Annotated in this window: 18 protein-coding genes; 4 read left to right on the forward strand and 14 right to left on the reverse strand. The window is 40.7% G+C overall.

Features of this window, described 5'->3' with window-relative positions; all coding sequences use genetic code 11:
• Positions 1–150: 150 nt before the first annotated feature.
• From CXF95_RS07060 to leuS, 10 genes are all read right to left on the reverse strand, one after another.
• A complete protein-coding gene (locus tag CXF95_RS07060) occupies positions 151–972 on the reverse strand; it encodes a septal ring lytic transglycosylase RlpA family protein (protein WP_101198039.1) in 822 nt (273 codons plus the stop codon).
• Positions 973–979: 7 nt separating this feature from the next.
• Positions 980–1,978 carry a lytic murein transglycosylase B gene (gene mltB, locus CXF95_RS07065; protein WP_101198040.1) on the reverse strand — a complete coding sequence of 333 codons (999 nt, stop codon included), beginning with the start codon at positions 1,976–1,978 and terminating at the stop codon, positions 980–982.
• Positions 1,979–2,039: 61 nt separating this feature from the next.
• Positions 2,040–3,158: a rod shape-determining protein RodA gene (gene rodA, locus CXF95_RS07070; RefSeq protein WP_101198041.1), complete on the reverse strand. Its 1,119-nt coding sequence runs from the start codon at positions 3,156–3,158 to the stop codon at positions 2,040–2,042.
• Positions 3,158–5,101, reverse strand: coding sequence for a penicillin-binding protein 2 (mrdA, locus tag CXF95_RS07075; RefSeq protein WP_101198042.1), 1,944 nt, complete (start codon positions 5,099–5,101; stop codon positions 3,158–3,160). The genes rodA and mrdA overlap by 1 nt, the downstream gene beginning before the upstream one ends.
• A gap of 12 nt (positions 5,102–5,113) precedes the next feature.
• A complete protein-coding gene (gene rlmH / locus CXF95_RS07080; protein ID WP_101198043.1) occupies positions 5,114–5,584 on the reverse strand; it encodes a 23S rRNA (pseudouridine(1915)-N(3))-methyltransferase RlmH in 471 nt (156 codons plus the stop codon).
• 8 nt (positions 5,585–5,592) lie between these two features.
• The gene (rsfS, locus tag CXF95_RS07085; RefSeq protein WP_101198044.1) at positions 5,593–5,910 is read right to left on the reverse strand and encodes a ribosome silencing factor; all 318 of its coding nucleotides are present in this window, start codon (positions 5,908–5,910) and stop codon (positions 5,593–5,595) included.
• 46 nt (positions 5,911–5,956) lie between these two features.
• Complete coding sequence (nadD, locus tag CXF95_RS07090) at positions 5,957–6,652, reverse strand: nicotinate-nucleotide adenylyltransferase (RefSeq protein ID WP_101198045.1); 696 nt, start codon at positions 6,650–6,652, stop codon at positions 5,957–5,959.
• Positions 6,653–6,667: 15 nt separating this feature from the next.
• A complete protein-coding gene (holA, locus tag CXF95_RS07095; protein WP_101198046.1) occupies positions 6,668–7,705 on the reverse strand; it encodes a DNA polymerase III subunit delta in 1,038 nt (345 codons plus the stop codon).
• A complete protein-coding gene (gene lptE / locus CXF95_RS07100; protein WP_101198047.1) occupies positions 7,705–8,244 on the reverse strand; it encodes an LPS assembly lipoprotein LptE in 540 nt (179 codons plus the stop codon). The genes holA and lptE overlap by 1 nt, the downstream gene beginning before the upstream one ends.
• A 1-nt stretch (position 8,245) precedes the next feature.
• A complete protein-coding gene (leuS, locus tag CXF95_RS07105; protein ID WP_101198048.1) occupies positions 8,246–10,849 on the reverse strand; it encodes a leucine--tRNA ligase in 2,604 nt (867 codons plus the stop codon).
• Positions 10,850–11,189: 340 nt separating this feature from the next.
• Here leuS and CXF95_RS07110 point away from each other — a divergent pair, with 340 nt between their 5' ends.
• Together CXF95_RS07110 and CXF95_RS07115 are read left to right on the forward strand one after the other, a co-directional pair.
• Positions 11,190–13,577 carry a Lon protease family protein gene (locus tag CXF95_RS07110; RefSeq protein ID WP_101198049.1) on the forward strand — a complete coding sequence of 796 codons (2,388 nt, stop codon included), beginning with the start codon at positions 11,190–11,192 and terminating at the stop codon, positions 13,575–13,577.
• A gap of 98 nt (positions 13,578–13,675) precedes the next feature.
• Complete coding sequence (locus CXF95_RS07115) at positions 13,676–14,179, forward strand: peptidylprolyl isomerase (protein ID WP_101198050.1); 504 nt, start codon at positions 13,676–13,678, stop codon at positions 14,177–14,179.
• Positions 14,180–14,211: 32 nt separating this feature from the next.
• Here CXF95_RS07115 and CXF95_RS07120 read toward each other — a convergent pair whose 3' ends face one another.
• The 4 genes from CXF95_RS07120 to yhbY all read right to left on the reverse strand — a co-directional run bounded on the left by CXF95_RS07120 (position 14,212) and on the right by yhbY (position 17,469).
• Positions 14,212–15,879: a GGDEF domain-containing protein gene (locus tag CXF95_RS07120; RefSeq protein ID WP_101198051.1), complete on the reverse strand. Its 1,668-nt coding sequence runs from the start codon at positions 15,877–15,879 to the stop codon at positions 14,212–14,214.
• Between the two features lie 122 nt (positions 15,880–16,001).
• On the reverse strand, positions 16,002–16,211 hold the full coding sequence (locus tag CXF95_RS07125) for a hypothetical protein (RefSeq protein WP_101198052.1): 210 nt from the start codon (positions 16,209–16,211) through the stop codon (positions 16,002–16,004).
• 45 nt (positions 16,212–16,256) lie between these two features.
• Complete coding sequence (locus tag CXF95_RS07130) at positions 16,257–17,054, reverse strand: SAM-dependent methyltransferase (protein WP_101198053.1); 798 nt, start codon at positions 17,052–17,054, stop codon at positions 16,257–16,259.
• 118 nt (positions 17,055–17,172) lie between these two features.
• Positions 17,173–17,469, reverse strand: coding sequence for a ribosome assembly RNA-binding protein YhbY (gene yhbY / locus CXF95_RS07135; protein ID WP_101198054.1), 297 nt, complete (start codon positions 17,467–17,469; stop codon positions 17,173–17,175).
• Between the two features lie 107 nt (positions 17,470–17,576).
• Between yhbY and rlmE the strand changes: the two genes are divergently transcribed.
• Positions 17,577–18,206, forward strand: a complete 630-nt coding sequence (rlmE, locus tag CXF95_RS07140) for a 23S rRNA (uridine(2552)-2'-O)-methyltransferase RlmE (protein ID WP_101198055.1) — start codon at positions 17,577–17,579, stop codon at positions 18,204–18,206.
• Positions 18,207–18,290: 84 nt separating this feature from the next.
• Entirely contained in the window at positions 18,291–20,243 is a 1,953-nt protein-coding gene (ftsH, locus tag CXF95_RS07145) for an ATP-dependent zinc metalloprotease FtsH (protein ID WP_101198056.1), read from the forward strand.
• Positions 20,244–20,257: the final 14 nt, after the last annotated feature.

Genomic DNA, 20,257 nt, shown 5'->3' on the forward strand with positions numbered 1-20,257 from the left:
GCACTTTGAGGGTTAAATTGCTGCTCAACTAACGACTAATCCAAAATAATATCGGAATTTTTGTTAGCTCTAACAATATGTGACTCTGAATATTATAAAAAGTTTAATGATGTCCGTCAGTTTGAGCGTAAGTCTAAACATAAAGTGCTGCTAATCGGAGTAAACTTTATAAGCGTCAGGATAGTCATTACTTTTAAGTTCATGAAGCAGCTCATCTGCTTCATGATCGTTTTTTATTGGGCCAAGATGTAATTTGTAAATGCCCTGTACGAATCTTGTTTTAAAGGGGTGTTGATATAAACTTTTTAAGCCACTGGCTAATTTATCTATTTGAGTTTTGTTTTGTAATGCAGCCACTTGAATATAGACCTGTTGGTTGGTCATATTGAGGTCTTTATTACTGGTATTACTAATAGTAGGGAAGCGTCCTACTGTGATTTTACCCGCTGGATCTACATGGATAACGTCCAACTTTACATCGGTGATCCCCGTTTTAAGCACGTCTAGTTTTAATGCTGCAGCATAGGATAGGTCAATCACCCGACCAATATGAAACGGCCCTCTATCGTTAACTCTAACCACTACCTGTTTGCCATTTTTTAAATTAGTCACGCGCACAAAAGAGGGCAATGGCAAGGTTTTGTGTGCGGCTGACATTTTGTACATATCGTAAATTTCACCGTTAGCCGTTAAGTGGCCGTGAAACTTCTGTCCATACCAACTCGCGTGGCCTTTATCGCTGAATCCTTTACCTGTTTTGAGGGGCTGGTATCTGATCCCTCTGATGGTATAAGGACGCATATTAGCTGGCGCATAGGACACATATTTTGCCACTGCATCTGTTGTAGTTACACTTTGGGGAATGATTTTAGGAGCCGAGTCTTGATGCTGGTAGTAGCGGCCTTTGGGAGCACAACTTACCACCAGGAATACTAAAAAAATCAAACCTAAGCAACGACAATAGTTTTTCATAACAAGGCTAATGACCTACTTTGGCAGTGGTTGCAGCGTTAAAACCTTGTTTGAGTTGTTGACTGAATTGAAATACTGCCATGGCATATAAAGGGCTATGGTTATAGCGAGTGATCGCGTAAAAATTGGGTAAGCCTACCCAATATTCTTTGGTATCTGGTTGCGCAAATTCAAATAGTTTGACGCTCATCTCTTGGCTTAGGTTGGCCTCGGTAATGCTCACTCCTGCTGCTTGTAATTGTGACCACTGATGGGAATATTTAAGAGATTTTGACAATAATGCTGGGTATTGAGTGCCACTCACTTGCGCCTTAAACGCAATGTCAGCATTGGCCTTCCAGTGATGTTTTTTAAAGTAGTTTGCGACACTGCCTATAACGTCTTCAGGATTGTTCAATAAGTCCCGCACTCCGTCACCATCAAAATCCACTGCGTAATGGCGATAGCTGGATGAGATAAACTGACCCCAGCCCATTGCCCCAGCATAAGAGCCCTTGAGCTGGGTGATATCAAAGTTTTCTTCTTTAGCTAATAAAAAAAATTGGGCTAATTCGCTTCGAAAAAATGTTGCCCGAGGAGGATAGTGAAAGCCTAAGGTGACCAGCGCGTCGAGTACCGAATATTTACCTAGGTAGGCGCCATAAAAAGTCTCAACACCCATGATGGCTACGATAATTTCAGCGGGGACACCGGTTTCTTGTTCTGCACGGGCTAAGGTTTTTTGATGAGTTTGCCAGAAGGCCAAACCTTTGGTTAGGCGCTTTTCAGTGAGAAAGATGGGGTAATACTGATGCCAGGGTTTAGCTTCCCATGGCTTGGCAATGGATTGTAATATAGCCTGATTTTTGGTGGCTTTCTGCAACGTCGATTCAACCACCTTTCGATCGAAATGATGGGTATCTACCATCAAATCTACAAACTGCTTTTGCAGGTCTAGGGGGGAAGCATGGATACTCACGCTGGAGATACATAGGCCTAATACAAAAAACGATTTAAACAACTTCATGATTTTTCCTTGAAAGTTAAGCTAATTCACTTAACCAAAAATCTTAGGGTAACAGACCCCGTTATTCTCGAGACACGATTCTTCTTTGCGTACTAATCGCCATCAAAATACCAAAACCTGCTAGCAGAGTCACCATAGACGTCCCCCCATAGCTTACTAAGGGCAAAGGTACACCAACGACAGGTAAAATACCCGAAACCATGCCCATATTCACAAACACATACACAAAAAAGGTGAGGGTAATGCTACCGGCTAAAATTTTACTAAAGGCATCTTGGGCCTTTACCGCTATCAACATGCCTCGCATAACAATAAAGGCGTAAATAGCTAACAGCCCTACCACGCCCCAAAATCCAAATTCTTCACTGAACACCGCAAAGATAAAGTCGGTGTGACGTTCCGGCAAAAATTCTAACTGAGATTGGGTGCCTTGTAACCAGCCTTTACCTTGGGCACCGCCTGAGCCAATGGCAATTTGTGATTGAATAATATGATAACCCGACCCTAGTGGATCACTTTCAGGGTTGAGAAATGTCAGGACCCTTTGTTTTTGATAATCTTGCATCAAAAATATCCACATAATAGGGGTGAAAGCAGAAGCCGCTACAGCAACAAAGGATATAAAGCGCCAGCTCATGCCGGCCAAAAACAGTGCAAAAACGCCTGAACAAGCAATAAGAAGTGAGGTGCCTAAATCTGGCTGGCGAGCAATCAATAACGTGGGTATAGCCACTAAAACAAAACCAATCAGTATATGCCAAGTTCTAGGGGGTAAATTAAATCGGCTAATATACCATGCCACCATCATAGGCACAGCTAGTTTCATGATTTCAGAGGGTTGAAAGCGAAAAAAGCCTAGGTCTAACCAACGCTGAGCCCCTTTACTGGAAACACCTACCACCAAAACTGCGATTAACATGGCAATACCAATCACGTAAAAATAGACCGACAATTTCTGATAAGCCATGGGGGGGATTTGTGCCACCACTAACATCACACCTAAAGCCAGTGCCAGACGTGTACATTGTCTTTGGATCAGAGCTATGTCTTGTCCTCCAGCTGAATAAATGGTTGCTAAACCTACAACCATAAGCACAAGTAACCCCAATAATAACGTGCCATCACAATGTATTCTGTTCCAAAAAGAACGACTATGAGAGTCTAGTTTCATTCTAAGCATCAGGGTTGTGCCACGACTGGTTTAAGTTCGGTTTGTGTCAGTTTCAGTTCCTCTAGTTCTTGTCCTAAATACTCAATCACCTGGTGTTCAGGAAATGTTTGATCTTTAAAATAATTATCCATCATTTTACGGGCGATAGGTGCCGCTTGAGCGCCGCCGTGTCCTGCATTTTCTAACACCACAGAGAGCACTATTTGTGGTTTGTCGTAAGGTGCATACCCGACATACATCGCGTTATCGTGATTTTTCTTGGAGAGCTTGGATGCATCATATTTTTCGTCTGCAGCGATAGAGACTAACTGCGCGGTGCCAGTTTTACCTGCGGATGTATAATTGGTACCTTTAAATGCGTTACGTGCAGAGCCTTTTCGATTCACGGTACCATACATGGCATCCAATACTATATCCCAGTTGTGTTCGTCTTTTATGGCTATGGGACGCCTTTCTTTAATGGCCTGAACCACCACCTTATCCTTTTGCATATTGCCACGAATAATTTGCGGAATAATCCGTCGCCCTCTGTTGACTAAGGTCACTATTGACTGGGTAAGTTGCACCGGTGTTGCTGTCCAGTAGCTTTGTCCAATGCCTATGTTGATGGTGTCACCGATATACCAAGGGAGGTTAAATAAGGCTTTTACTATGCCCCTACTCGGCATAATACCATCGGCTTCTTCATGTAGGTCGATACCGGTATAATCACCAAACCCAAATTCATACATGCTTTCACTGATACGGTCTATACCTAATTTATAGGCCAGATCATAAAAGAAAATATCGCAGGACACTTCTATTGCTTTCGTCACATCCACCCATCCATGGCCCCATGGATTATGGTCTCGCCATTCACGTTCAACATTTTTTAATTTATATTTACCCACATCATAAATTCGGCTTTCAGGTGTAATCACTTTCGCTTCGAGCCCTGTCAATGCCAATAGAGGTTTAACTGTTGATGCTGGCGGATATTGGCCCTGCGTCGCGCGATTAAACAAAGGCCGGTCTGTGGTGAGCAATTTTTTGTAATTTTTACTGCTGATACCATGTACAAACAGGTTGGGGTCGTAACTGGGACTGCTGTATAACGCAAGTACGCCTCCATCTCGAGGATCGATAGCGACTACAGAACCTTTCATACCAGCAAAGGCCTTTTCAGCTTCCTGTTGTAATTCCATATCGATATTTAGCACGATATCTTGACCGGGAGCAGGTGGACTGAAGTCCAATATGCGGATAATTCTACCCTGATTGTTCACTTCGACTTCTTGAAATCCCACTTTCCCATGGAGCTTTTCTTCATGGTATTTTTCGATGCCTCTTTTACCAATATCATAGGTTGCTGCATAGTTTGCTTCAAACCCAGCTTCGCTGAGTTTTTGTAAATCTTTTTTGTTAATTTTAGCCACATAACCTATTACGTGGGTGAGGGCACTCCCATAAGGATAATATCGAGCGAGTCTCGCTTCGACAGATATACCAGGGTACTTATGTTGTTGTGCAGAAAAAAGTGCGACTTCTTTGGGTTTTAAACGGTTGATCAGATTGACCGGTTTGAAACGCCTAGTGCCTTTTAAGTCTCGATAAAAATCACTGACATCTTCTTTGTCGATATCTAATAAAATACTCAGTGTATTAATGGTTAATTCTAGATCGTCAATCTCTTCTGGTATCACTTGAAGACTAAATACCGGACGATTTTCTGCTAGTAATATACCATTGCGGTCATAAATTAATCCACGATTGGGTGCTACAGGTAATACTTTTATGCGGTTACCGTCGGCACGTGTTTGGTAATCTTCGAAGCGACTTATTTGCAAATAATACAAATTTGTCAATACCATGGCAATCATCACAAATACCACTAATAAACCAATAAAGGTGCGCCTAGCAAAAAGATTAGCTTCCGCTGAATGGTCTTTTATAAGGATGCGCGGTGAAGGCAAATTTATTCTCTATTATTCTCTATGATAAGGATGGTTATTATTAATTGACCAAGCTCGATACAAACTCTCAGCTACAATTATACGCACCAACGGGTGTGGTAATGTGAGACTCGACAATGACCACTTTTGTTCAGAAATTTTTATACATTCGGGGGCTAAACCTTCTGGCCCACCAATTAATAAACTGACATCTCTGCCATCCATTTGCCAACTTTCCATGGTTTTAGCCAATTTGGGCGTGTCCCAAGGTGCACCTGTTACTTCTAAGGTGACGACTCGATTGCCTTTGGGAATGGCGGCTAGGGTCAATTCACCTTCTTTTTGCAAGATACGTTTTATATCCGCATTTTTGCCACGTTTACCGGCAACTATTTCGGTGATCTGTACAGGCATATCGGCAGGAAAACGTCTGCAATATTCCGAAAAACCTTGTTCAACCCAAACGGGCATTTTTATGCCCACTGCTATCATTTGAATACGCACTGGTTAATTTAGCCCCAGAGTTTTTCCAACTGATAGAAACCCCGAGCTTCATCTTGCATTACATGCAAGACCACGTCACCTAGGTCTACTAACACCCAATCACCGGTTTCACGGCCTTCAATACTTAAAGGTGCTGTGCCAGCTTGTTTCGCTTCAACTACCACATTTTCGGCAATTGAAATAACATGACGTTTAGAATTACCCGAGCAAATTAACATGGTTTCGGTAACGGAAGATTTTTCTGCAACATCTAAATCAATGATGTCACGACCTTTTAAGTCTTCGACTTTTTCTATTACAAAGGCTTTTAACTGTTGGTGGTCCAAAGACTTTCCTTATGGTTGAATTTTATACAATTGAATTTAACATAGTTTAACAGAAATCTGCTCTTGTCTGATAGAGCTTATGTTGTTGAATATAATCTATTATCTTCGGCGGCAAAAAAGAATCAACTGATTGATTATTGGCTAGTTGTTGCCTGATTTTGCTAGATGACACTGTTAATGATTGAGTATTAGCCACATAGATATGTCCAGCGAGACGACTATGCAGAGCCATTGGGTTGAAAACTTGCCTTTTTTTTAGCAACTCTTGCAGTTGTGGCCCATGACGTTTTAAAGAATTATCAGTATTGCTGTTCAGTGTTTTTATTGACTCTGCGTTTCTTTCACACACCACAAAATGGCAAAGGTCAAAGAGGGTGGGCCACTGGTGCCATGTAAATAAACTCTGCAAGGAGTCGGTGCCGATGAAAAAACACAAAGGTGTATTAGGCATTGCTTTGCGTATTTCTGTTAAGGAGTCGACACTAAAGGTGGGAATTCCCCGACTAATATCTCTAGGGTCTGCGTAAAATAAACCATGATCAGCACAAACCAGTTCTACCATCTTAAGCCTGTCTTCGCTTGAAGCAGCGGCTGGGTTTTTATGACTAGGGATGTAACAGGGCATCAAGGCCACTTTTTTGATATTAGCTTTTTCTGCCCCTTCCAACACTGGGTAAATATGCCCATTGTGAATGGGGTCGAAGGTGCCGCCAAAAATACCTAAAGGAGGAGTAAGTTGCATATAACTTAATAATTCCTAGTCTAAAATGCCATAGTCTAAAGGCACATTATTCAGTGAATAAGGAACAAATAGCAAACACAAATGGCATAACTCTACATAAGGACGGACAACCTGGGATTGTTTGATGGCGTTATCAAACTCAGTTAACTTGAGTTGTAGTGCTCGCATATGCTCTAAGGATAAACGTTGCAACGCAGATTGATATAGAGATTGACGACTTTTCCAGATGCGGTGCTGATTCCAGTTAATCGTTTTCCCCTGCTGTCGGTCAAATAATATTGACTGCAAGGTTTGCCACTCGCGGGTCAAAGCCCAAACAATAATATTAGGCTCGACTCCTTCACTTTCTAACCGGTATAGCATTTTGACCGCTTTTTGAGCATCACCGCTGAGCAACACATCGATTAAATGAAACACAGTGAATCTAGACTGATCAACAACCGCTTCTTCAACCTGTTCAAAGCTTGGATTGCCTTGGGGATAAAGCAGCATTAACTTTTGGATTTCTTGTTTGGCAGCGAGTAAATTACCTTCACAGTAGTCAACCAACAACTGCGAAATTTGCTGAGATGGCTGCATGCCTGCTACACGCATCTGGTTATTTAACCACTGATATAAGGCATTGCCTTCAAGAGGATAACAAGGCACATAAATAGCGTGTTTATCCACTGCTTTAAACCATTTGGTGTTTTGTACGTCTTTACCAATTTTGCTGCCATGTATCACAATCAGTACATCAGGATTAACCTGTTGCGCTAAGCTAGTTAATACTTTGCTACCTTCTGCACCAGGTTTCCCTGTAGGTAATTCGAGTTCAATGATTTGTCTGCTAGAAAACAACGATAAGGTTTGTGTAGCTTCAATCAGTGTATCCCAGCTAAATTGACCGTCTGCCACTAAAGATTGGCGCTCGTCAAACCCTTGAGCTAAAGCTGCATTGCGAATTAACTCAATACATGCGAGTTTTTGTTGTGGCTCATCACCAAAAATCAGATAAAAAGGTTTTAGCTCTGAGGAGGCATCAAGATTAAACCGGTTTGGATAAACCTGCATTAGCCACCTGTAGTCTGTTGCCAATTAGCATATGAGCTGGCAATTTGGCGGATGATACGATTAGCGGCTTCTTGACGCATTTCATTTTGGATCAAGTCCAACTCACGAGATTTTGCTAAGACTGCATCAGGGTCATCTTGGTATTCCCTTGTGACATCAAATTCTATCTCTTGGGGGTCTTGTGCAGGAAATTGGATCTGATATTTAATGGTATATACCAACTCGTATTCTGCTACTTGTCCGGTTGAAAAAAGCGACAATAATCGTCTTTCTAGTTGGTCGGATGTTAAATAAACAATGGCATCTACTTGTTCAGCGATTTGACTAGCACTGAGGGTATTATCCGAAACTTCTATATTAAACCCTTGTAGCTGTTTCCCCAAGATCCGGTGCAATTGGGTGTTTTTCTGTGCCGCTAATAATTGCAGTTGCTGAATGCCTGTGGGCAGCCCGTAATCACCACGTAACTTAAAGCCGCATCCTACTATTGTTAAAACAATAGTGAGGATACAAACATTTAAGAATATTCGTTGCAGCACCTTAATTCGCCACTATGTTGATTAATTTACCTGGTATATAGATGACTTTTCGAATGGTCTTGCCATCTGTATGTTGCTGCACATTTTGTTCGGCTAAACCCATGGATTCGACTTGTTCTTTCGTAGCATCTGCAGCGACAGTTATTTTAGCTCTGACTTTACCATTAACTTGCAGCACTATAAGTTTTTCGTCTTCCACCATAGCGTCAGCTTCGGCCACAGGCCATGGCGCGGTTTCTATTTCATCTTTATGACCCAAATCTTGGTACATCACATGACAAATGTGGGGTGCGATAGGAGCAAGCAATAAGACTATTGCATTAATACCTTCGCGCAGTACAGCTAAGTCTTGCATCGACGTTTTGGGCGCTTTGTGTAAATGATTAAGCAATTCCATGGTGGCAGCAACCGCTGTGTTAAATGTCTGGCGTCGACCAATATCATCACTGACTTTTTCAATGGTTTTATGGATTAAACGTCTAAGGTTTTTCTGGGTGCTAGACAAGTTTGCTTTATCTAGAGCGGCTATTTCGCCTGCTTCGACATGCTCTTGTACTAAGTTCCAAAGACGTTTTACAAATCTGTGTGCACCTTCAACGCCAGAGTCAATCCACTCTAATGTTTGTTCAGGCGGCGCGGCAAACATAGTAAAGACGCGGATCGTATCAGCACCATATAAATCAATCACTTGTTGGGGATCGATGCCATTGTTTTTGGACTTAGACATTTTGATCATGCCGTGATGGATGACTTCCTTGCCGTCAGACTCAAGTACAGAGCTGATGATCCTGCCTTTATCGTCTTTTTCACTGATCACATCCGCAGGGTTAAACCACTCTTTTTTGCCTGCTGTATCTTCACGATAAAATGAATCCGCTAACACCATACCTTGACATAATAAACGTTTGTAAGGCTCATCAGATTGAACCAAACCTTCGTCACGCAACAGTTTGTGGAAAAAACGTGAGTATAATAAATGTAAAATAGCGTGTTCTATTCCACCTACATATTGATCGACAGGTAACCAATAGTTGGCTTGTTCTGGATCTAACATGGCTTGGTCGTTTTGCGCACTGCAATATCGAGCGTAATACCATGATGATTCCATAAAGGTATCAAAGGTATCCGTTTCTCTTAACGCCGGTTGACCCTGGTATTGGGTTTTTGCCCACTGAGGATCCGCTTTGATTGGAGAAATAACCCCATTCATTTGCACATCTTCTGGTAATTCGACGGGCAATTGCTCACTGGGTACAGGTACGGATTCGCCATTTTCTAAATTCAACATGGGGATAGGGGTGCCCCAGTATCGCTGTCGTGATACGCCCCAATCTCGCAAACGATAATTGACTTTCTTTTTACCCATATTTTGGTCACTAAGGGTTTGTGCAATTTTATCAAAGGCTTCCATTGACGTCAGCCCATTATATTCTCCTGAGTTAACCAATAGGCCTTTTTCCGTAAACGCCCCTTGGTTTACATCACACTCAACAGTACTTTGAGCATCGCCTTGAATAACTTGTTTTATTTCTAGAGCATATTTAGTGGCAAACTCCCAGTCACGTTGATCGTGCCCTGGTACCGCCATTACTGCACCTGAGCCATATCCCATTAATACAAAATTGGCTATCCAAACCGGTACCTTGTCACCTGTTAAAGGGTGAATAGCATAATAACCTGTGGCGCAGCCTTTCTTTTCCATGGTGGCCATATCAGCTTCGGCTACTTTGGTATTTTTGCATTCTTCAATAAAGGTGGCTAAATCACTGTTGGTTTTCGCCGCTTCTAATGCAATGGGATGTTGCGCTGCAACGGCAACATAGGTCACCCCTAATAAGGTATCTGGCCGTGTGGTATACACATCAAAACTGGTTTGTTCTGCGACTGTTTGTTCCAGATTAAAGGTGATTTCTACGCCTTCTGAACGGCCAATCCAGTTTTTTTGCATGGCGCGTACTTGTTCTGGCCATTCTTCTAATTGTTCTAAATCGTTAACTAACTCTTCAGCGTAGTCGGTGATCTTAAGAAACCACTGAGGGATTTCTTTTTGTTCAACTAAGGCGCCAGAACGCCAACCGCGACCATCAATCACTTGCTCGTTAGCAAGAACCGTATGATCTATTGGATCCCAGTTAACAGTAGCGTTCTTTTTATAAACTAAACCTTTCTCGAATAGACGGGTAAAAAACCATTGTTCCCAGCGGTAATAATCTTTTTTGCAGGTGGCGATTTCGCGATCCCAGTCGTAACCAAACCCTAAGGTTTTTAATTGGGTTTTCATATACTCAATATTCGAGTAGGTCCATTTGGCTGGTGCAGTATTATTATTAAGGGCCGCGTTTTCAGCAGGTAAACCAAAAGCATCCCAACCCATTGGTTGCAGTACATTTTTACCTAACATTCTTTGATAACGACTGATCACATCACCAATGGTGTAATTCCGCACATGACCCATATGCAAACGGCCACTTGGATAAGGGAACATAGAAAGACAATAAAATTTTTCTTTATTAGCATCTTCAGTTGCTTTAAAGGTTTGCTGAGTTTCCCAATAGGCTTGAACCTCTTTTTCGATTTCTTGAGGTTGGTACTGTTTTTCGGCCATTAAAAAAGATTTCCGTGACTAGAGGGATAAGGTCAAAAAGACCCTAAACAATGATATGAAATTTAGCTAGTTAGAATACCTTAGCGTATCCCTTGCTAACAATAGTAAATACGTGATTTATCGAGCTTATTCTGAAGTTTTTAGATATATTTAGGCTTTTGGATCCTAAAGGTTAAATTTTAACCGATTAAAAAAATCCTAGTTGTTTATAGATATTCCATTTTATTTGTATTAAAAATAGTCAGTTCTCTATATTCTTTTCGTATCCGTTTGACAGCCTGATGTTTACAGGTTTCACTCATTGGTATATTCCTAATTTGTCGTAATTAAGTCTTTTAACATGCAAAGTAAATATGCCTTACATCTGCAGCAGCTGACTGCAAAACCCAGTAGACGATTGATTAATCAAGCGTTAAAAGATCAGCAAGCTTTACATTCGACTTTTATCGGTCAAGACCGGGCTCGTGACGCTTTATCCTTTGGTTTAGGTATAGCAGCACGAGGATACAATCTTTATGTAATGGGTGAACAAGCCACAGGGCGCTTTACCTTAGTACATGAATTTATTGATAAATACGTGAATAAAACGGTCACACCTGATGATTGGTGTTATATCAATAATTTTGAAGATGAACGTGAACCTTTTTCATTGAAGTTACCAGCAGGTGAAAGTAAAAAGCTGGTTAGAGACATGGAAAACTTGATTGATGAATTATTAGATACCTTTCCCGCGGCATTTGATAACCCAGGATATCAGCGCAAAAAAGCCGCCATCACCCGTGAATTTGATCAAGGTTACGACAAAGCGATTGATGAAGTGGAACAACAAGCGCAACAACAAAATGTCGCCTTGTGTGAAGACGGTGGCACTATTACATTTTCGCCGATTATTGATGGCATACCAGTTACTGATGCTGATTTTGCTAAAGCCTCAGATCAACAGCGTCAACATTATTATCAATTAATTGATGAACTTGAAGACAAATTAAGCGAAGCGTTAATCGAATTACCCAAATGGAAACGTGCCACAGCTGAAAAACTCAGGTCCTTAAAAAAAGAAACGGCAGAGCAGGGGATCAGGCCCTTACTAAAAGATCTAGAACACAAGTATTCATCTGACTTGGCTATCTTAAAATTTTTACGGCAACTTAAATCACATTTGGTCGAAACCGTGGTTGAAGTCTTAGCTGACGATAAAAAAGACGATAAACATGACGAGTACGATAAACGTGCCATTTTAGAAGAACAATATTTACCCAATGTGATTGTTTCCCATGAGTTAAATAGTGGCTCTCCAGTCATATATGAGCCCAATCCCACCCATCAAAATTTGTTTGGTCGGGTTGAATATACCAATATTCAAGGTTCGGTTTTTACCAACTATCGGATGATCCGCCCTGGTGCGATGCACCGCGCTAATGGTGGATACTTGCTACTAGATGTGGACAAACTTATTGATCAACCTTATGTATGGGAAACTCTCAAGTTAGTCTTAAAGTTTGGTTCCCTTAAAATGGACTTGCCGCAACATGATGTGGGTATGGTGAATTCCATCACGCTCAATCCACAACAAATACCTATAGATGTCAAAGTGATATTATTAGGTTCCCGTGACTTGTATTACACCTTGCAAGATTACGACGATGAGTTTTATGAGTTGTTTAGGGTCTTGGTCGATTTTGATCATGAAATTCTCTTGGATAAAAAGACCTTATTTGATTTTGTCGGCCGGGTAAGAATTCAAATTAAAGAACTGGGCTTGCAGAGTATTTCGGCCAAAGCTATGTATCGTTTAGTGGAATACAGTTTACGCTTGGCAGAACATCAACAACGCTTATCTGCACGCTTTTCAGATGTGATTGAACTTCTCCATGAAGCCGACTTTTTTTGCAGAAAGCAAAATGCTCAAGAACTGGATGTGACCCACATCGAAGATGCTTTAGCTGCCAAGACTCATCGTACTGGTCGTGTTAGTGAAGCCGTATTAGACGATATTAAACAAGGCCAAATTCTCATTGCGACACAAGGTGTCGATGTAGGCAAAGTCAATGGTTTAACGGTACTGGAAATTGGCGATAGTATGCTTGGAACGCCTGCGCGGATTACTTCGACGGTTTATGCGGGTTCTAATGGTGTGGTAGATATCGAACGTGAAGTTGAATTCGGTCAACCCAGCCACTCTAAAGGGGTGATGTTATTAACGGGGTATTTGGGTCATAAATATGCTCAATTATTTCCATTAACCTTATCTGCGAATATTGCCATTGAGCAGTCTTATGGTCACATTGACGGTGATAGTGCTTCGTTAGCAGAATTAGTCGCGCTGATATCTGCTTTAACTAAAATGCCTGTTCGTCAAGATTTAGCCATTACCGGCTCAATCAATCAATATGGTCAAGTTCAGTCTGTGGGCGGAGTGAATGAAAAAATAGAGGGATTCTTTAAACTCTGCCAACATCGCGGATTAACGGGTAAACAAGGGGTGATTATTCCCAAGTCTAATCAAGTCAATCTTATGCTTGATAAAGAAGTGTTGGCGGCAGTAAAAGCACAAAAGTTTTACATTTGTGTGGTGGAAACGGTTGATGATGCCTTGGAATTGTTGATGGATAAAGATGCGGGTGTGCATAATAGTAAAGGCCGCTATCCCAAAGGTTCGGTTAACTACATGGCGGTTTCAAGCTTACTCAATATTGCAAATATAGTGGCGGGCGCTGATGATGATTAAGTTCAACTATACCCAATACCTTGAGTGTAAACTCTCAACAGTGAAGCATTATTCTGTTAGGATCTTGTCATTAATTTTTTATTTTATAAGATCACAGTATGAAAATTGCAAAAGGCACAGTTGTACAGTTCCACTATCGAATCAAAGATTTAGACGGCAAAGAATTAGAGTCTAATTTTAGCGATCAAGCCGTTGCTTATCTGCATGGTTATAACAATATGATGCCGGGTATCGAAAAGTCTTTAGAGTCTATGTCAAAAGGTGACTTGCTTGAAGCGGAGCTGGAAGCCGAGGAAACCTACGGTGAAATCCAAGCCGACAGCGAACAACGTATATCGGTTAAACATTTGCTAGGTGCAGATAAAACTGCAGAAAAAAAACCAAAATGGAAAGCGGGTATGACAGCTGTAGTGAACACCGAGCAAGGTCACCGTGAAGTGACAATTGTGAAAGTGGGCAAATTTATGGTGACGATAGATACCAATCATCCATTAGCGGGTAAAACCTTACAATTTGAATTTCAAGTTGAAGATGTGCGCGTAGCAAGCGATGAAGAAATTGAGCATGGTCATGCCCATGGCGATGGTGGTCACCACCATTAGTTCATTTGTTGACTCCCCCGAGTCAACAGACCTTATGTATCAAAAGCGAAAGAATTCGTTTGGAAGTTGAATACTTGATTACGCCCTAAATCTTTAGACTGATATAGGGCTCTATCGGCCCCAGCAAATAATTTGGTAAATTCATAACCACAAACGGATGCATCAGACACACCAAAACTTGCGGTTAATGTGAACTGATGTCCAGTTGCTGAGGTGTCAATTTTTTCAATCTCTTTGCGGCATTTTTCAGCTATATGTGCGGCTAAATGATTGCCACAACCCGCTAACAATATCCCAAACTCCTCGCCGCCTAAACGACCCATTATATCATTTTTACGACAGGCTAATTTTGCCGCATTTACTGCCATTTTAAGGGCTTCATCACCCACTAGGTGACCATAGCTATCATTAATTTTCTTAAAATAATCCAAATCAAAAATCACAAAACTAACGGGTTGATTGGTTTTTTTGCAAAGCTCAATTGCTGAAAAAGCTAATTGTGCAAAATAATGGCGATTGGCAATACCGGTTAATTCATCGGTCTGAGCAAAATAACGCATTCTAAGATAGACTTTTCTATTTTTATAAGCCCATAAAATAAACACAACTAAGGCCAAAGATAATAACGCTAAAATCAAAAGTCTGTTGTGTGCGGATTCTTTGTCTAGCAGCACTTGAGTTTTTAGTAACGCATTTTCATTATCTAAAATGGCGATTTGAGTGTTTATTTGTATTACGTTAAGTTTTGCTTTTTGAATGGCAAGTAATTTTGCATTATTTTGGTCTAGCTGGATTTGACTCGCTGTAGAATATCTTTTGTAGTAATAAAAAGCTTGAGCATAATCCTGGCGATGTTCATTAACCTCTGCAAGCACTTTATAAGCAGTGGTCATAGCGGGTTGATATTGATGTTGCTCTTCAGTATCTATTAGTCTTTGGGCAAGTACTTCGGCACTAGAATCATTTTGTACTGCCATGTAGCTTTTCGCTAATAAGCTGTAAAAACCAGCTATCAGTGCTTGATATCGGGTTTCATTAATACTCGAAATATTACTTTCTAGTAATTCAACAGCTTTTTGAGGGGAATTTAGCGCTAAATGATATTCGGCGAAATAAACATTAATACCTTGTAGAGCAACTGGCTCATTTGCTATTGCACAAAGCTTTGACGCTCTTTCAAAATATATGGTACTAATTTCATTGATTGATGTCTTAATTTGACTGTTGAGTAACTCTGCAGAAGTTAGACACCTAAACCTTGGGGAGACATCAGTGTTTAATAAATCTTTAGCTATATTTTTGGCTAGCTCATATTCACCAATATTATTGTAAAAATTTAGAATGTTATACTTAATAAGCCCAATTTTGGTGTTTTTGGGATTTAAGTCTGGCTCAAGATAGGCAAATAAAAGGTTTACGGTTTGTAAGGCATTTAGCCAATCGTTTGAGGTGGCATATACACTTAATAAAGTACCTAGTGCTCTCACTTTAATATCTATATTTTTACTTTCTTCTGATAATTTATTTAAAGAAAATTTTGCTTTTTGTACATTTCCGTTTATGAACAAGTTGTATGCTTTTAAATACTGAAATAGATCTCGTTCGTTAGCATCAAGTTGAGCTTCATCAATATTATCAAGTATAATTTGTGACTGTTCTGGGTCAGATAACCTTAATTCATCAGCTTTAGCTATTTGCATAGAAAAGCGCCCGCCAGCGTTTGAATCACGCACGGACACTAAAATTAAGAATAGGAGTATTAATCTTAAAAAATTAATTTAATTTAACCTTACTTTGAATTTGTTAATAACATGTTGTATTTTTAAGACTGTTTTTCTTCTGGCTCTTTTTCTTCTTCTGGTTCTTTTTCTTCTGACTCTTTTTCGTCTGGAACGCTAATGAGCTCTATTGCATTAAAAGTATTCGCCTTACTAATTATGTCTTCAAGAGTTTCTTTATCCTGTGCACTCAAAAGGCTTGGGTCAAATGACGCATCAGCGCCTAGTTTTTCAAGTAATGTAATAGCGGTCAAAATAGTTCCTTTTTTATCAAGTTGAAAAGTGCTTGTGTAAACCTACTAATGGGCATTTTTTTCGAGCAAAGCGAGTCTATCTATAATTGATTGGTTTTTCAGTAATTTTTGACTAGGTGGTATCAACATAGTGGTGATGAGAGATAATTCTGCTTCAATAAAATCACCTAAGGTTATCCATTCAATTCTTGGTTCTCGTATGGCAACGGTTGGGCATTCGTACAATGCCACCTTATGTTCATTAGGATAATTCTCATTAAGTAACTCAACTAAAATCTGACGGTAAGCTTTACCGGTACTGAATTTCGCCGCAGACTTGTCACCGGCAATGCCTACTTGCCACAATATTAAATAAGCGCTGGGGTCAACTTGACGTTGATAAAACATAAACTGACTGGCTTCGAAGTGTTGACTGCCTACTTTTCCAGGGTCTACGCCTAAATCAGCATATAAACAATCTTCGGCTGAAATGCCAGGCACCATATGCGCTGCATAGCCTTCTTTTTTCGCTATTTTTATAACGTTGTGTGGCGGCAATGCAAATACACCAGGATGACCATAGAAGGCACCCACTACTTTTTTACCGGCTCGCACTTCAGTCATCATTGCATTGACCATTTCTTTATAAGTGATACGCCTGTCTTTCCCTTCAGCGTAGAACACTTGTAATGAATGTAAGTTTGAGTTCATCTCTGTTACCCACATTTCCATCAGAGGGTGGCCAGCGAAAAATACAATGTCAGCATTTTCTATATGGCTGCGAGCGATTGGCGCTATATGTGCACCAACCGTCATACCTGTTCCTACGCAGACTATACTGCCTGTCTTATTCGAATCGTGCATATCACTACTTATTAGGTTTCAAAGTGATAAATAAATCTACCAAGTGGTTATTAAACCTTTGGCCAAAGGGCATGCGCACAGTGGATATCTATGGGATCTATTTATTGCTATGTTGACACTATCGTTTTGGCAGTTCTATTTTTCTGTCATCGCTTGGTTTATATAAAACTAATACATGTCCAATTGCATGTACTTTGGTGGCCCCAGTTTCTCTGACTATGGCATCCATGATTAAAGTTTTTTCTTCTTTGTCATCTGTCGGTATTTTTACCTTGATTAATTCGTGGTGCTTAATAGCACCGTCTATTTCGGCTAAAACCCCTTCAGTAAGGCCATTGTTGCCTAGTTGAACCACTGGTTTTAATGAATGGGCTAAGCCCTTTAGGTGCTGCTTTTGTTTGTTTGATAAAGTCATTGATTAGTATTTCTTACAAATTTATTAAAGATGGATGGTTGAAAAGAGCTATTCTAGCGCCATCTCACACTTAATCCAAATTTGAATACAGTGTTTTTGACAGGTCGATGAGCAAAAATAAACAATCTGTTAGTAGCCAGCGTTGGTTAAAAGAACATTTTGATGACAAATTTGTGCAAAAAGCACAAAAACAAGGTCTGAGATCTAGAGCTGGATTTAAAATAGAAGAAATTCAACAAAAAGACGGTTTGATTAAACCCTCCATGACAGTGGTTGATTTAGGCGCCGCACCAGGTGGTTGGTCACAATACGCCACGAAAGTGGTGGGTGATGATGGTTTAGTCATCGCTTGTGACATTTTACCTATGGATCCCTTGGCAGGCGTATCATTTCTTCAGGGTGACTTTCGTGAAGAAAATGTTTTAAATGAATTATTGAACAAAATAGGTGGCAAAAACGTAGATGTAGTAATGTCTGATATGGCGCCAAATATGAGTGGTAACGATGCAATAGACCAAGCTAAGTCAATGTATTTAGGCGAGCTAGCTTTAGATATGTGCCACCAAGTTTTGAAGGCAAATGGCAGTTTTGTGATCAAAGTATTTATGGGGGAAGGGTTTGAACCATTTATGAAAGAGTTGCAAAAAGCCTTTAAAATGGTCAAAACCAGAAAACCTGAATCATCCCGAGCGCGCTCCAGAGAAGTTTATCTGGTGGCGACAGGATACAAATTATAGTAGTCTCGTCTTTAATAAGTAACAAGGCGCGAGACGCAATTCATAGAGTCTAATAGACTCTAGCAACAACAGAGGTTTAACAACTTGAGCGACATGGCAAAAAATTTAATCTTATGGCTGGTTATCGCTGTCGTATTGATGTCGGTTTTCCAAAATTTTTCAGGCACTGAGTCAAAATCAACCAATACTGATTACACATTGTTTTTGCGCGATGTTAGTAATGGTGTGGTTAGCAGTGCCACTATCGACAGAAATACAGGGCAAATTAATGGTGTAAAACGTAATGGTGAGTCTTTCACTACCATTATTCCTTATACTGACCTTGCGTTGATGGATGAGTTGATTGAAAACAATGTAGCAGTTTTTGGTAAAGAGCCAGAGGAGTCGTCTCTTTTAACCTCGATATTTATATCGTGGTTCCCAATGTTATTGCTGATTGGTGTGTGGATATTCTTCATGCGCCAGATGCAAGGTGGTGGAGGCGGTAAAGGTGCGATGTCTTTTGGTAAAAGCAAAGCTCGCCTTTTAGGAGAAGATCAAATTAAGACCACTTTTGCTGATGTGGCAGGGTGCGATGAAGCTAAAGAAGACGTATCTGAATTAGTCGATTTTCTCAGTGACCCAACTAAATTCCAAAAGTTAGGCGGTAGGATCCCAACAGGTATTCTGATGGTTGGTCCTCCTGGAACGGGTAAAACGTTGCTGGCAAAAGCGATAGCCGGTGAAGCAAAAGTTCCTTTCTTTACTATCTCAGGTTCTGATTTCGTAGAAATGTTTGTCGGTGTGGGTGCATCTCGTGTGCGTGACATGTTTGAACAAGCTAAAAAATCAGCTCCATGTATTATTTTTATCGATGAAATTGATGCAGTAGGGCGAAAACGTGGTGCCGGTGTAGGGGGTGGTCACGATGAAAGAGAACAAACACTTAACCAGATGTTAGTTGAGATGGATGGTTTTGAGGGTAATGAAGGTATTATTGTTATTGCCGCAACTAACCGTCCAGACGTACTTGACCCAGCCTTACTAAGACCTGGTCGTTTTGACCGTCAAGTGACTGTTGGTTTACCAGATATTCGTGGACGTGAACAAATTCTTAAAGTACATATGCGTAAAGTGCCATTAGGCGACAACGTTGAAGCAAGCTTAATTGCTCGTGGTACCCCTGGATTTTCTGGTGCTGATTTGGCCAACTTGGTCAACGAAGCCGCTTTGTTTGCAGCTCGAACAGGCAAGAAAGTGGTTGCCATGGATGAGTTTGATAAAGCCAAAGATAAAATCATGATGGGCTCTGAACGTAAAGGCATGGTTATGTCAGAGGCAGAAAAAACCAATACGGCATATCATGAAGCAGGTCACGCTATTGTAGGCCGCATGGTACCAGAGCATGATCCAGTATATAAAGTGTCGATTATACCTCGTGGTAGAGCATTAGGTGTGACTATGTATCTTCCAGAGCAGGACCGATACAGTCATAGTAAGAAACATCTTGAAAGCATGATATCTAGCTTGTTTGGTGGGCGAATTGCTGAAAACATTACCTTAGGTGAAGATGGTGTCACGACTGGCGCATCAAATGATATTGAACGTGCTACTGATATTGCTCGTAAGATGGTAACTCAGTGGGGGTTATCTTCGAAAATGGGCCCTATGCTTTACGCTGAAGAAGAAGGTGAAGTTTTTCTTGGCAATACCATGTCTAAGTCTAAGAATATGTCTGATGACACTGCTCGAGCTATTGATGCTGAGATTAAATCGATAATCGATCGTAACTACGAGCGTGCTGAAAAAATCCTCAACGAAAACCGTGATGTTTTGGAGACAATGAAAGATTGTTTGATGAAATACGAAACTATCGACGCTAAACAAATTGATGATTTAATGGCAAGGATAGAGCCAAGACCCCCAGCAGATTGGGTACGTGATAACAAAGATGATAGCGATAAACCTTCTGGCGGTGCACCTGTGGCCGATGCAGATAAAAAAGATGACAAGCCAGTTCAACCTAATGTAGGTAATCCTGGCGACGCAACCAACTAAGTTTATTGGATGTG

The sequence above is a fragment of the Paraglaciecola sp. MB-3u-78 genome (assembly GCF_002835935.1).
Taxonomy (GTDB): domain Bacteria; phylum Pseudomonadota; class Gammaproteobacteria; order Enterobacterales; family Alteromonadaceae; genus Paraglaciecola.